This is a genomic window from Candidatus Chlorohelix allophototropha (genome assembly GCF_030389965.1).
GTDB classification, from domain to species: Bacteria; Chloroflexota; Chloroflexia; order Chloroheliales; family Chloroheliaceae; genus Chlorohelix; species Chlorohelix allophototropha.
In genome coordinates, this window is sequence record NZ_CP128401.1 from 115583 (window position 1) to 129137 (window position 13555).

At 48.4% G+C, this 13555-nt stretch carries 11 protein-coding genes; 9 read left to right on the forward strand and 2 right to left on the reverse strand.

Annotation, left to right across the window (positions count from 1 at the left end):
• Nucleotides 1-31: 31 nt before the first annotated feature.
• Entirely contained in the window at nt 32-931 is a 900-nt protein-coding gene (locus tag OZ401_RS23655; protein ID WP_341472078.1) for a haloalkane dehalogenase, read from the reverse strand.
• Between the two features lie 152 nt (nt 932-1083).
• Here OZ401_RS23655 and OZ401_RS23660 point away from each other — a divergent pair, with 152 nt between their 5' ends.
• From OZ401_RS23660 to OZ401_RS23700, 9 genes are all read left to right on the forward strand, one after another.
• A complete protein-coding gene (locus OZ401_RS23660; protein ID WP_341472079.1) occupies nt 1084-1560 on the forward strand; it encodes a DinB family protein in 477 nt (158 codons plus the stop codon).
• Nucleotides 1561-1656: 96 nt separating this feature from the next.
• Nucleotides 1657-2760, forward strand: a complete 1104-nt coding sequence (locus OZ401_RS23665; RefSeq protein ID WP_341472080.1) for an SDH family Clp fold serine proteinase — start codon at nt 1657-1659, stop codon at nt 2758-2760.
• Nucleotides 2761-2803: 43 nt separating this feature from the next.
• Nucleotides 2804-3028 (forward strand): hypothetical protein, encoded by a 225-nt coding sequence (locus OZ401_RS23670; RefSeq protein WP_341472081.1) that lies wholly within the window; start codon nt 2804-2806, stop codon nt 3026-3028.
• A 92-nt stretch (nt 3029-3120) separates the two neighbouring features.
• Nucleotides 3121-7101 carry an AAA domain-containing protein gene (locus tag OZ401_RS23675; protein WP_341472082.1) on the forward strand — a complete coding sequence of 1327 codons (3981 nt, stop codon included), beginning with the start codon at nt 3121-3123 and terminating at the stop codon, nt 7099-7101.
• Nucleotides 7102-7124: 23 nt separating this feature from the next.
• Nucleotides 7125-7892 carry a hypothetical protein gene (locus OZ401_RS23680; protein ID WP_341472083.1) on the forward strand — a complete coding sequence of 256 codons (768 nt, stop codon included), beginning with the start codon at nt 7125-7127 and terminating at the stop codon, nt 7890-7892.
• Nucleotides 7893-8361: 469 nt separating this feature from the next.
• On the forward strand, nt 8362-9405 hold the full coding sequence (locus OZ401_RS23685; RefSeq protein ID WP_341472084.1) for an ABC transporter ATP-binding protein: 1044 nt from the start codon (nt 8362-8364) through the stop codon (nt 9403-9405).
• A 13-nt stretch (nt 9406-9418) separates the two neighbouring features.
• The gene (locus OZ401_RS23690; RefSeq protein WP_341472085.1) at nt 9419-10255 is read left to right on the forward strand and encodes an ABC transporter permease; all 837 of its coding nucleotides are present in this window, start codon (nt 9419-9421) and stop codon (nt 10253-10255) included.
• Between the two features lie 5 nt (nt 10256-10260).
• A complete protein-coding gene (locus OZ401_RS23695) occupies nt 10261-11055 on the forward strand; it encodes an ABC transporter permease (RefSeq protein ID WP_341472086.1) in 795 nt (264 codons plus the stop codon).
• A 288-nt stretch (nt 11056-11343) separates the two neighbouring features.
• Nucleotides 11344-11829 carry an integrase core domain-containing protein gene (locus OZ401_RS23700; protein ID WP_341472087.1) on the forward strand — a complete coding sequence of 162 codons (486 nt, stop codon included), beginning with the start codon at nt 11344-11346 and terminating at the stop codon, nt 11827-11829.
• Nucleotides 11830-12163: 334 nt separating this feature from the next.
• On the opposite strand, the gene OZ401_RS23705 is transcribed toward OZ401_RS23700, so the two are convergent.
• Nucleotides 12164-13483 (reverse strand): transposase, encoded by a 1320-nt coding sequence (locus tag OZ401_RS23705; RefSeq protein WP_341467900.1) that lies wholly within the window; start codon nt 13481-13483, stop codon nt 12164-12166.
• Between the last annotated feature and the right edge of the window lie 72 nt (nt 13484-13555).

Genomic DNA, 13555 nt, shown 5'->3' on the forward strand with positions numbered 1-13555 from the left:
GGATAAATAGTACCACATACCGGAAGTTTAGTTAATTCGCCTGACTCCCCCGCATGAAAGCAATTATCACCTGCGCCAATTCCTCGCCCTTATCTTCTTGCAGGAAATGAGCAGCCTCGCTTAGGGTAATGTGCGGTTGATTTTGTGCGCCCGGCACTTTCTTCTGAAAATAGCGGTCACCTCCGCGCGTAATCGGGTCAGAGTCCCCGAAGGCAGTCAAAAAAGGCTTGTCCCACTTTTCTAGCACTTCCCAAGCTTTACGATTCGGCATGCTGGCAGGGTCATCGGGCGTAATCGGAACTAACGCCGGGAATTGGCGCGCCCCGGCTTGATAACGCTCATCGGGAAACGGCGCATTGTAGGCTTGAATTACCTCAGTGGTCAAAGCGGTAGCGCATGCCCCTTTGACTACTCTTCCCGCATCAAAAGTCGGCGCTTCCTGAGAAAAACGCCGCCAGCGCAAAAAAGCTTCGTTAGGCGGTTCATCTCCGGTAGGGAGAAAAGTATTAGCGGTTACAATCCGGGCAAAGCGTTTTTCTTCTTCTGCTGCCACGCGCAACCCGATTAGCCCGCCCCAATCCTGCCCCACCAGCGTAATATTTTTCAAATCAAGTTGCTCGATCAGGCTTTTAACCCAATCCACATGGCGTTGGTAAGTATAATCGGCGCGTTCTGTTGGTTTGTCGGAACGCCCAAAGCCGATTAAATCCGGCGCAATCACGCGATAGCCCGCCTCAACAAAAAGCGGTATCATCTTTCGATAAAGATAACTCCACGATGGCTCACCGTGCAGCAGTAAAACGGTTTCGGCTTCAGGTGCGCCCTCCGCCACATAGTGCATCCGCAAGCCTCCCACCTCTACATAATGGGGGGCGAAGGGGTAGCCGGGCAGATTTTCAAATCTTTCATCAGGGGTTCGTAAATATTCCACAATTTCTCTCCTTTCGTAACTTTGGTAAAGAAAGATTAGTGCAAAGCTGCGCGGCTTGCAAATTCCTGCGAGATTTGCCAGCGTCAAGGGTCAGGGATAAAATGCGCTTGGATTTATAGCTACCGGAAGTTGAAAAATTTAAGGAGAATTAAATGGCTATAGCAAGGGAAAAGCTAATCACGCAGCTTGAGCAAACCACCTCCGCACTTGTTAAGCTGGTAAGCGGTTTAGAGGATAACGCGCTCGATTTCAAGCCCGAAACGGATAGTTGGAGTATTCGCGAAATTCTGGCGCATCTGGTAGATGATGAAATGTATGTAATGCGCTTACGCCTTGTGCGAATTGTAAGAGAAGATTTACCCAATCTCGTACCACACGATGAAAAGAAATGGTATCTCCATCGCAATACCAGCCGCGATAAGTTGGAAGAATTGCTGGAAGATTTCTCAATACAAAGAAGGGCGAGTCTCGGCATAATCCAGATGATGCGAGAGTCTGATTGGATTCGGGAAGGCATTCAGCCTGAATACGGGCAATTCAGCGCGGAGAAATGGCTGGAAAAGTGGGCAGGGCATGACGTAGTCCATCTTAAGCAGATAAACCAGAATCTAGCAGCCTTCCAAAAGTAGCCGGCAGATATAAACTTTAACAAGCGTAACCCTGTTTTAGAGTTATAATTAATATAGGGCTATATATTATTGTTTCTTAAAGTCAGGAGGTGTCCAATGGGGTACACTGAGCGCCTGGAGATTTACCACAAAATTGAGCAAGCCCGTTCGCGCCCACTCATTACCTACGTTACCAGCATCCGACCCAATGTAAACGCCTACATCGCCGGAGATGCTATCTCTGAGCTTATAAAACAAATCAATCTTATTCCACTGAAGGAAACCGCCGTTGATTTTTTAGTCATCAGCAATGGTGGTGACGCTATTGCGGCTGCCCGTATAATCAGCCTATTGCGAGAACGCTTTGAAAAAATAGCGGTGCTAATACCCTATGTCGCTTACAGTGCGGCAACCTTGTTGGCGATGGGAGCGGATGAAATTATAATGCATCCTTACTCCAATCTTGGTCCGGTTGACCCCCAACTGACCGTTATCCGCAAAAGCGGCGATGGCAATATTGACAGCATCAATTACGGTGCAGAGGATTTGCGCAATTATTTCAACTTTGTGCGCCAAGATGTGGGGATAAGTGATCAAGAGCAGATGACCAGAGCTTTTGAGATGCTCTGCGCCGAAACCGGTCCAATACCCATCGGCATAGCCAAGCGCAGCACCCAACTATCGCTGGCATTGGGCGAAAAGTTGCTCAGCTTGCACATGAAAGATAACAGCAAAGCCAAAGCCATCACCGAAACGCTCAGCCTGTCGTATCATCATCACGGCTACCCGCTCGGACGCACCGATGCTGAAAAGGTAGGGCTTCCGGTTAAGAAACCGTCTGATGAGATTGACCATTTGATGTGGGAAATCTGGGAAAATTTTCAAGCAGAAATGTTATGCGATACAGCCTTTAACCCACTAGAAATCGTTTTAAACAGCCGTTCCGCTGAAATCCTACTAGCGCCCACCCCACAGGTGTTTGTGCCGCTAAATCTGCCGCCAAGCCTTGCTAATGCCGCGTTACAACACATCTTGCAAACAATCACTGTTCAGGATGTGTTGCCGGTGGATTACGAGCTTTTGCTATCCACAATGGAAAGTATCCGTTGTCGCAGCGAGAACCGGGTCAAGGGTAAAATTTTAGCAACCCGTATGCCTGACCTCAATATCAGAATAAATCTGGTACAAACTTCGCAGGGCTGGACATATTTTAAAAACTAGGGTATATAAATAGTGAGAAGGTATTTTGTGGAGGTGATTGCCGATGTATTTGAAAGTGTCCTTTAATAATAATCAGCCATTTAAATTCACGGGCCCGTTTAGGTTTTCTACAACAGACCAAACCTTACGCGGTGTTATTGATTATAATAATACCGAAACTATTACAGCCTTTGATTATGGCAATACGCTTGAGTACAAGGGTAACAATTATGGATATTCCAGAATCCATCTTCAGGATGAAGAAGAAAGCAACCCGTCTCAAGAGTAAGATTTTCTGCTAGAATAGCATCAGTAATGCTCGGTTTACCACCGGGCATTTTTTAACACACCGCTTCGTAAACACTATCGAGGTATGCAATTTTGTCTTCAGAGCGCAAATCCGACCTAGACTCTAAAGGTCGCCGCCTGACCCTTGCCCCCACCGGACTGGCACAATACCTGAGCTTGGATAGCTGCGATCGCTATCTGCGCTTTTACCTGTACAAAGGCGAAACCGAAGCCCTTGCCAAACGCCTTTCCCAAAGCGGTTTGAGGCTGGCTTTGCAGCCAATCAGTCCCCTCATGTCTGAATTGGGCGACCGGATTGAATCGCAAGTAATCGACAGCCTCAAGACGCTCGGCTATAGAGTTTTGGATTTGACGAATCAGGAACGCCGCGCCACGGTAGAAGCTATCCAGAATGTCCCAGTAGGGATTACCTATCTTTATCAAGCGCACCTGTCCGAAACCTTGAACGGCTGGCGCTTTGAAGGCAATGCCGACCTCATTCGGGTGAAACGCGAGGCGAATGGCGCGCTAGATTTGCTGGTGGGCGATGTGAAATCCACCCGCAAGGATAAGGTTAATCACCGCTTGCAAGTGGCGGTTTATGTGATGCTGCTCAAGCAGATGGCAGAACAAGCCGGATTGTCGGTGGTTGATTATGCCGGAACAGTGGTGCGGCGCAACCCGGACGGCGCGTTGAACGACCCCGAAACCGCCCCACGCTTTGATTTAGCGCCCTATTTCGGCGCAATTGACCAACTTACCGAGGGCGAAGAGTCGGCATTGGCGCGAGTTGACCAGAATCCGCTCGACCAATTGCATTATTATCTTGACCAAAAATGCGATGGCTGCTTGTTTAACCCCATCTGCTTCGTGGATAGCGATGAACGCAAAGATGTGGCGTTGGTGCCGTTCCTAGAGAGCGCGGAAAAACGAGTGTTGGTGGAAAACGGAATCCGCAGCGTGAATGACCTTGCGGAGCTCAAGCAAATCCCCGACCTGAAACGCGATGAAAACGCCCCGCCGCCCGAACGCAAACTTGCTACCACACCGGGTAAAGAAGCGTTGGTCAAAAAGCTGTCCGATTCTTGGATGATTGGCGCAAAACTCGACCGGATGGTACAGCGTTCGGCGCGGGTGCTACGCCGTCTCGACCCTGAACATGCGCCACGTTCCCTCTCCTATTTTCTTGACTCAGGGCGCAGCATCCTGCCCGATGAAAAGCAGTTCCCCGATTTGATAAAAGTCTTTCTGGACGCACAAACCGATTATCTGGAAGACCGGATTTATCTGGCAGGGGCATTGGTAAAAGGATCAAAGGGGCAAGAAACGATTGTGCAGATGACTCCGGGCGTGCCGGACGAACAAAGCGAGCGGGAATTGCTGGTAAATTGGATTGGCGGTATCTTCAAAGCGGCGGTTTCGCTGGCTGATGACGCTACCAACGCGCCTATACATCTGTACCTGTACAATCGCCACGACCAGAAAGCGCTGCTGGAAGCCTTGCGCCGCCATCTGGAGGTGTTCGCTTCGATACCCACCCTCTATAACCTACTAACCGATTCTCCTGCCCTCAAACAATCGGCGGTTTCTTTTGTGTATGATGAGGTTAAAGAGCGGCAGAATTTACCCTCAACCGGGCATACCATGCAAGCGGTGGCTTCACAGCTTGGTTTTAAGTGGGATGATGGCGAGAAGGCGCAATACTATCGCCTTTTCGAGCAAGGGATGTTCGATTACCTATGGCGGCGCGAAAACAAGCGCACCATTGAATCTTCGGCGCGTTTCTATTCTTCTATTCCGCTGGAATACGCTTATAGCGCTTGGGGCATTTTAAAAGCGGAGAATTTCAAAACTTCGCAGCAACGTGGGCGTATTTCGCGCTTTTCCCACGCTAGCCCGGAAGTTATACGCGCTTTTCAGGCAAAACGGCTGGAAGCGTTGGCGTATATCGAAAACAATTTCAAATTCAAAAACGCTTACATAAAAAAAGAACCGCTTAATCTGCTGCAATTGGGCGCATATATCGCCTCGCCGCCCCCTTTCCGCAGGGTGTTGGAAGAATTTTTGTTTATCGAGCATTACGCCGGACTACAAGAATCTTTGGAGTTATTCAGCCAACCGATTTTGAAAAGAGCGCAGCAAGGACGCGCCCTTCTCGCCCGTTGCGTAAACATTTATGACGAAGAGTATCACGGCAAACCCTCGGTAATCGTACAGTTCAAGGTGGACTTTAGCGGCTTACCGCTCGACCCTGTTTTGCTAATGCAATTCAACAAAATAAAACAGGGCGGTTTTGTGGCACTAAATACGCTGGAGAAAGACGCACAACCGTGGGAGTTGGTGCGCGGCAGATTGTGTATTGTAAACAGCTTAGAGAGCGATAATCTGTTTTTGAAATTGCTGGATATGTCATTCTCAAATAATGGCAAGCAAGACCCACCTTTTCGCTACTCACATGCTACCAAACTGATGCCTGAACCGGGCGAATATTACACGGTTGATGAAATGGTGGATGATTTGAACGGTGACAAATTGCTGGAAGCCTGTCGCAATGCCGAGCAAAACCCCTTTTATCACCTAATCGCGCAAACCTGTACCCCCGAACGCAATTTACGCGCAAGTATGGCGCAAGAGAAAGCGGAAGCATTTGCGGGATATGTAGCTGAAGTAGAAGGCAAGCACGCCCCCACCGACAACCAACGCGAAGTTATAGCCGGACACCTGCAAGATAAGCTCTTTCTGGTGCAAGGACCGCCCGGAACAGGCAAGAGCCATACGCTAGGTTGGGCAGCCTTGGCGCGTATCTATGCCGCGCTGGCAACGGGCGGTACTATGCGGATAGCCGTTTCCTGCCAAACGCATAATGCCGTTAATATCGTGCTAGGAAGTATCGCCGATAAGCTCGAGAAGTTGCGCCGTAAATACGGTTGGGAATGGACTGAAAACCTGAAGCTCTACAAAACGGGCGACCCTGAAGAAAGTATGTCGTTAACAGGGGTGCACGCCCTTGATCCGTGGGAGAACCGCAAAGAGCTTTTCAGGATTTTCAATGCGCCTACGTTGGTGGTAGGCGGCACTCCTGGCGGTCTTTACAAATTGCTCAAGCAAAAGACTGGCGGTAAAAACGGCGAGGCAATGTGGACGGACAAACCCTTTGACTTGGTTATACTGGACGAAGCCAGCCAGATGAACCTACCCCAAGCCTTACTGGCAACGGCATGGCTACATCCGCAAGGGCAAGCGATAGTGGTGGGCGACCATCGCCAAATGTCGCCAATTCTGCTGCATAGCTGGGAAGATGAAGAGCGTATTAGCGCAATCGCCAATCAGCCCTACCGTTCGGTTTTCCAATACCTAATAGACCAGAAATTCCCGCGTGTGGCGTTGGAGGAAAGTTTCCGGCTGCATCGCGTCCATGCCGAATTTCTGCACGAGCATATCTATCGGCAGGATGGCATCCTGTTCCATTCGCGGCGTGAACAGTTGTTACCGGATTATGCGGAGGACGTAAAGCTAGAACCTTATCTTAGAGCGGTTATGAATCCGGCTTATCCGGTTATAGTGATAGTCCATGATGAGAAAGTCTCACAGCAAGCAAACCCGCTTGAGGTTGAGCTTATCGCCCCAATAGTGGATTATTGCCTGAGCAATCTCGAACTGGACGGCGCTGATGGAATCGGGGTAGTAGTGCCGCACCGCGCTCAGAAATCTTTATTGCGCGACCATTTCCCAGATTTGGCAGCCTGTAATGCCATTGATACGGTGGAACGTTTTCAAGGAGGCGAGCGCGAAGTCATTATCGTTTCTGCCACCGCTTCCGACCCGGATTATGTGCGCGCCGAAGCCGATTTCCTACTCAATCCCAACCGACTAAACGTGGCGTTATCCCGCCCCCGCAAAAAGCTGGTGGTGGTAGCTTCCAGCGCCGTCTTTAAATTCCTCTCCTCCGACCTTGAGGTATTCAATCAGGCAGTACTATGGAAAAGATTGCTGCTACAATGCGCCGGAAACGAGCTATGGAAGGGGGATTTCACCGGAATTAACGTCACGGTTTACGGCAAGCCTGCAAATTAAAGGTTAGCGGGGATGATAGGCAATTGATTGCGCTTAAATTGGTTCTAACCCCGCTACTGGTAGGCTTTATCAGCTTGGCAGGACGGAAGTGGGGTTCAAGGGTGAGTGGCTGGCTGATAGGATTACCGCTCACTTCCGCCCCTGTTACCTTGTTTCTGGCATATGAGCAAGGCACAACCTTTGCCGCTAAAGTAGCGCAAGGTATTTTGTTTGGACTAATTTCACAAACGCTATTTTGCGTGGCTTATAGTTGGCTATCTTTCCGATGGAGTTGGCTTGCCTGCTGGCTGAGTGGTTGGGGCTTATTTTTTATCGCCACTTTATGTTTTGAACAGATTAATGTACCCTATCCCCTCGCCTTTGTAAGCGTCAACACTGCCATAATAATAGGACTGCTTATCTTACCAAAGCCAAAAGGCGCAGTAGTAGAAGCAAAAGCGCCCGCATGGGAAATAGCCGCCCGTATGCTAATAGCCACCGGGTTGGTGCTGACCCTTACCACTGCCGCTCCCGCTTTAGGCTCGCAACTTAGCGGGTTGTTATCGCCCTTGCCCGTATATGCTACCATCTTCGCCATCTTTACCCAACGTTTTCAGAGTCAGGAAGCTACCTTGCTGGTATTGCGCGGCGTGTTGGTAAGCTCTTTCGCATGCGCCGTATTTTTCTTGGTAGTGATACTGGCTATCCAAAATTGGGGCATACTCGCCGCCTTTTTAGTCGCAACGCTGGCGGCGATTGTGACACAAGGGGCAGCATTGCGGTTATCTCGCCCTTCTCTCAGCATTAAATAATTTAGGTCTTTTGGACAGTTGACAGAGTTTGGGGGCTTTGCTATACTCATATAGTAAATCCATCTAAGCAAGTATTTGCGCGGTTTTACTTGGACAATCACCTCATGATAAAGGAGTGCAGTTGATGAGAGCTTTGCCACTTTTTCCAGAGTATCGCGATTAGTTATCGCTGCTCGAAGGCATAAGCCGGTTTCTAGGTTATCAGGCAAACCGAATTTTATATTGTATTTTAGTTTGCACGCTTAACAGTGGAAACCCCATCAAGCTGACGCACTTTTCTTTCAAGCCACTAATTTATACCAAAATCAGGCAGAGAAGAGCTTCACCCTTCAAACAGCGAAATTTAATCAATCGCTGCGATGGATTCTTTGCGCCTGTCTATCAAGCACATATTTCAAATTTTGCAGATACAGGAAGGCTAAATATATCCCCGCTATACTTTTGTAAATATAAGGAGGATTTTCAGTAAATGAAAACAATTATAGAGACACAGGATTTAACTCGCATTTTCCGAACTTATAAAAAGCGAGAGGGTTTGAAAGGTTCGGTAATCGGTCTGTTCAAGCGAGAATATACCGAGAAGAAAGCCGCTTACGACCTTAATTTTAAAATTGAAGAAGGCGAAATTGTAGCGTTCCTCGGACCAAACGGCGCGGGCAAGACTACCACGCTAAAAATGTTGAGCGGCTTATTGCACCCCACCAGCGGCGAGGCACAGGTTTTGGGTTATCGCCCATGGAAACGCGAGTATGCCTTCCTGAAACAGGTTTCGCTGGTAATGGGACAACGCAACCAGCTTTGGTGGGACTTACCGGCAATCGAAAGCTTTAACCTACAACGCGATATTTACGAAGTGCCGAACGAGGCGTACCGCAAACGGCTGGATGAGTTGGTCGAATTGCTTGACCTCAGCAAAATACTAAATACCGCAGTGCGCAAGCTCAGTTTGGGCGAGAGAATGAAATGCGAAATGGTGGCGGCTTTGTTGCATCGCCCTAAAGTATTGCTGCTGGACGAGCCAACTATCGGGCTGGATGTGGTGATGCAGAAAAAGATTCGCAACTTTATCAAGGATTATAACCGTGAGCATGGCGCAACGATTTTGCTAACCAGCCACTATATGGAAGATGTAGCGGCGTTGGCTAAACGTGCGTTGGTCATCAACTTCGGAAGACCCGTTTATGAAGGTAGCCTCGATGCCCTTACCGAAAAGTATGCCCCTAACAAGTTGCTAGTGGTATCTTTCATGAAAGTGGTTGAATCTGCCGAACTAGCCCCAATCGGGCAGGTTATCTCAAATGAAAGTGGGGTCATTCGGATACAAGTACCTCGAAATTCAGTGGCAGAGCGTGCCAGCGCCCTATTCAACCGTTTCCCGGTAGCGGATTTATCCATAGAAGAGCCACAGCTTGACGATATTATCCATGATCTTTTCACCGATACCAGTCATAACGAAAGCGAAAAGATTATGGAAACCGCCCAACCAAGAGACCAACTGGCAGCAATAGCCTGAAAGGAAGACAAGCGTGCTGGTTAATAAAAAAATAGAACCATTAACACCGGGGCGTTGGCGTTTTGTATTCCGGCGCTACTGGACTCTCTGCAAAGTGGCGTTTCAGGAACGCATGGAATATCGCTGGAACGTCCTATTCTATTCTATGCTGGCTTTGCTTCCAGTGATGGTGGGTATCTACTTGTGGACAACGATTTTCAACAGTCGTAATGACCCACAAGCAGTAAAGTATATCACTACCTATTATTTGGTGGCAGGCTTTCTGGGCTGGCGCATCGCGCAATATCAGTGGACTATCATGTTTGAAATCCGCGAAGGACGAATGGCTACCGGGTTGTTGCGCCCAATGTCCTACCCGGCTAAAACCTTCTGGTTCGAGGTAGGCGGACGCACATGGAGTACCATAATCACGATTCCGGTATTTGTCCTTGCCGCTGTTTTTCTAGGCGAAAATTTCAAATTGCCTGAAAATGGTTGGACATGGGCGCTAGTGCTGCTTTCTTTTATGCTGGCATACGTGTTGAACTTCTTCATTACCGCCTCGTTGGGATTACTGACAGTTTGGCAGAACCAACCGGAAGGCTTTTTCGCGCTATACGGCTTTGGTTCAGGGGCGTTGGGTGGCACTATGGTTCCACTCGCGCTAATGCCCGGTGGTATTGGCGATATTTTACAATGGCTACCCTTCGCCTACATCTACAGCTTGCCTGCCCGAATCTTTCTAGGCATTTCGGCGGAACAACTCGTGCAAGGGCTTGCCGTACAGGTGGTGTGGCTTGTCATAGCAGCCCTATTTTTCAAATGGATGTGGCGGAAAGCTATCCAAGGCTTTGAAGTTTACGAGGGATAAAATAAATGCGTGTTATTAAGCGTTATGTAAAGTTGTATAGTTCTTTTGTGCGCATTAACCTGATGCGAGAAATGGAAGCGCGGGGCAACTTCGTGGCAAGTTGTCTCGTTATACTGTGTTTCCCCATGTTCTCGCTGATCTTCGTAGGGGCTATATTCAGCCAAACCAAAAACCTAAACGGCTGGTCGGTTAACCAATATCTGGTGTTGGTAGGCTCATATATGGTGGTATCATCGCTGGTGTTCACTCTATTCTTCAAGAATGTGTTTGAACTACCGGAGTATATCCGCAAGGGGCAACTTGATTTTATCCTGCTGAAACCGATAAACAATCAATTTTTCGTTAGCACCCGTATGGTGTCATTCGGTGAAATGATGCAGGGCATCCCCGGTATAGTGCTGATATTTGTGGGAATCAGCGGCGGCAATTTGAGTGTCGATTGGTGGCGCTGGCTCTTATATCCGGTTTTCGTGCTATGCGGGGTAATAATTGCCTATTCCACTTGGTTTATCATGACAATACCCTGTATTTGGTGGGTCAAGATGGATTTCGCCGAGTTCTTCTTCAACCTGTTTGACTTGGGGCGATACCATCCCGATATGTTTGGGGGCTTTGCGAAAACTATTCTCACTTTTGTAATACCCTTTGGAGTAGTAGCGGCAACTCCGGCGGATTTGTTGCTGAACAGGCTTGGGTGGGAATCGGCGTTATGGGCGTTGGTACTGGCGGGAGGGCTACTTTTTATCTCCCACCGCTTCTGGAAATTCGCGCAAACCCGCTATTTTGGGGCAAGCTCATAAGCGGTCAAAACTGGAGTGAACCCCGGAATACCAGACCACAAACTAAGAAGAAATGGGTAGAATAGAAGCAGCTTAGTTTGAGAAAGGACTGGAAAAATGCAGGGAAAAAGCTTTAATTCCGAGTTTAAGCTAAAAATAGTTCAGGCGGTACTGAGCGGGGAGAAAACCGTAATCCAAGTGTGTATGATTTTATAATTTCAACACCAGAGATTGTTCGGAGTAATTCGTAACTACCACTTCACAATCCTGGTATTTTCGCTTACTCTTGTACACAATTGTTATCAACTGTTGGTTGAACACTACCACCGTGCTTATGGGGAGGAGTGTCTTAAAGTGTATCAGCCTCAGAACTTGGCGGAAGTGAACGAGGTTACCAAAGCTTTCAAAGAGCATTACAACTGGGAAAGACCGCATCAGGGATTGAGTTGTAAAAACAAGCCGCCCAGAGTAGCCTTTCCCACTCTATCGGCACTACCAACCTTGCCGCTGCTGCGCTGGCTCCTGGCGGTAGACAAACGCCGTTTTGTGCGCAAGGTGCAGAGTAACGGGGCAGTCCAGGTAGATAAACGCAGTTACTATTTGGGGCAGGAGTGGGTAGGGAAGTATGTAAATCTGGAGGTAGCGGCTGAAGAGCGGGAGTTTGTGGTATGGCAAAAGGATAAAGTGATAAAGCGGTTAGGCATAAAGGGATTAATTGGGCAGGCACTGGGGCAGGCAGAGTATTTGCAGCTTATCAAGGAAGAAGCTCGCTCAGAAGTGCGCCAAGCTAGATAATTTCAAGCCTTGCTATAACTTAGCTTGACTACCTTGGGCTTGGGTACAGTCCAGTTTTAGCGTGCCCTAAAATGATGCAGGTATTTTAAGCTTGTGGCTTATTCGGGTGAACTAAACGGTCACGAATTACTTCGAACCCTCCCAGTGTTGAAATTATAAAATCATATACTCTATTCATTATCGCTTTTCTGACCTATCTCTAAGAACTTACTGAGTCTAAAAAGACGATTTGAATTCAAAAATGTTGACGTTTAGATAAACGGGGCTATAGGAAATAGAAACCCGTATCGGAACTTACAAAAGAATGACAGTTTGTAGCCAGTTACCAGCAAATTTAACAGCGAATATTCGTCAAATTAGAGGTAGAAAACCCCTTTTTGACCACCTTATAGCGGGTAGCCGGTCTTACTTTGGTGCCAACCGCTCGACCCTTCCCATTTCCTCGCACTTTGCTGGCTTTGGCCGGACTGCCCAACTGCACAATTATTCCGGACAAGCCTCGTCGAATTTGCTGAGGGCTTGGCTGTCGTTGACTATTTTCCCAAGGTCGCAACACTTCCAAGCCCAAGCCTTGAGCGATTTGCAATTCGTCGTGTACCAAACTGACTATCGCCGTCCACAACTCAAACTGGCTCGGATAGCGCAAGCGTGGTTTTTCCCACAACAAATCTTGTTTGTCAAAACGATAGCCGTGTTCTATCGAGTAACGCCTCTTGTAATACGACCAGACTTGCGTCAGGTCAAGCTCAGTTTGACCCGACCACACATACCAACTTTCCAGAGGGTCATGGGTTTTACCACTGGCTGCCTCACGCTGTATTCGGATTATGCTCAGTGCCAGTTCAGGTGCTTCCCTCAAATGCAGCTCAGTCCATGCGCTTACTACCAGTTTGTGTCCATTTTCGTCCGTCCCAACCCACACTCGCTGCGGCAAACCGTGCGTATTGGGATCATTACATTGGAAACGAGCACCGTGTTTAGCGGGAGCGCCGCGACCTCGTTTCTGCTCATCTCTCACCACTTTTCGATAGAATACTCGGTTAGACTTGAGCCGCAGCAGCAAGTCATAGTCCTTACTGCTATTTTGAATAAATGCTTTGGTGGGGTAGTACCGGTCTCCCAGATTGAGCGGTCTTTCAGCAAAATATGGGCGCAATTCGCTCAGTTGCTGGCTGGCTACCTCTGCTGGTGTTTGACTGGTTTTGATCCTGCGGTTGGAGACAATGTATGTATGGCTACTGGTTTGAGCCGGCACCACCACCACGGTCGAGAATTGCCAACCCACGGTCACGGGCTTATCACAATTGGGCAGATTGTGTTTGTAAAGCCAGCCACGATCTGCAGATGTAGTGCTAAAGGGTCGCTCGATATTGGTAGCATCCACTGCCAGTACCAATCTTTCACCATCGAAGGGATGAGGGGCGTAGCGCACCATGGTTTGCTCGAAGCGAGTTTGGTTAACTTGACCCATTTGCAAAGCCTCATACAAACTGGGCCATTTTCGCTCAAAATTGGGCGAAAGGGTCAGTTCCAGTACCGATTGAGCCTGGCTTTCTGTCATAAGGGCATCCGCCAGATTAAACAATGCGTCACTGGCGTATTCAAAGCAGTCATAGATTTCGTGCCGAAATTCTTTAAGTGTGTTAAGGTTCATACGAGTAGTGTCCTTTCTCAATTAGAACATTACTCGTCTGGGCAAGTTGTGCCAACACTGCTTGCCCTTTGG

What these genes read in the sequence shown, in the direction of transcription:
- OZ401_RS23660 (WP_341472079.1), top strand. Translation starts at nt 1,084, where the DNA reads ATGGCTATAGCAAGGGAAAAGCTAATCACGCAGCTTGAGCAAACCACC.
- OZ401_RS23665 (WP_341472080.1), top strand. Translation starts at nt 1,657, where the DNA reads ATGGGGTACACTGAGCGCCTGGAGATTTACCACAAAATTGAGCAAGCC.
- OZ401_RS23670 (WP_341472081.1), top strand. Translation starts at nt 2,804, where the DNA reads ATGTATTTGAAAGTGTCCTTTAATAATAATCAGCCATTTAAATTCACG.
- OZ401_RS23685 (WP_341472084.1), top strand. Translation starts at nt 8,362, where the DNA reads ATGAAAACAATTATAGAGACACAGGATTTAACTCGCATTTTCCGAACT.
- OZ401_RS23695 (WP_341472086.1), top strand. Translation starts at nt 10,261, where the DNA reads ATGCGTGTTATTAAGCGTTATGTAAAGTTGTATAGTTCTTTTGTGCGC.
- OZ401_RS23705 (WP_341467900.1), bottom strand. Translation starts at nt 13,483, where the DNA reads ATGAACCTTAACACACTTAAAGAATTTCGGCACGAAATCTATGACTGC.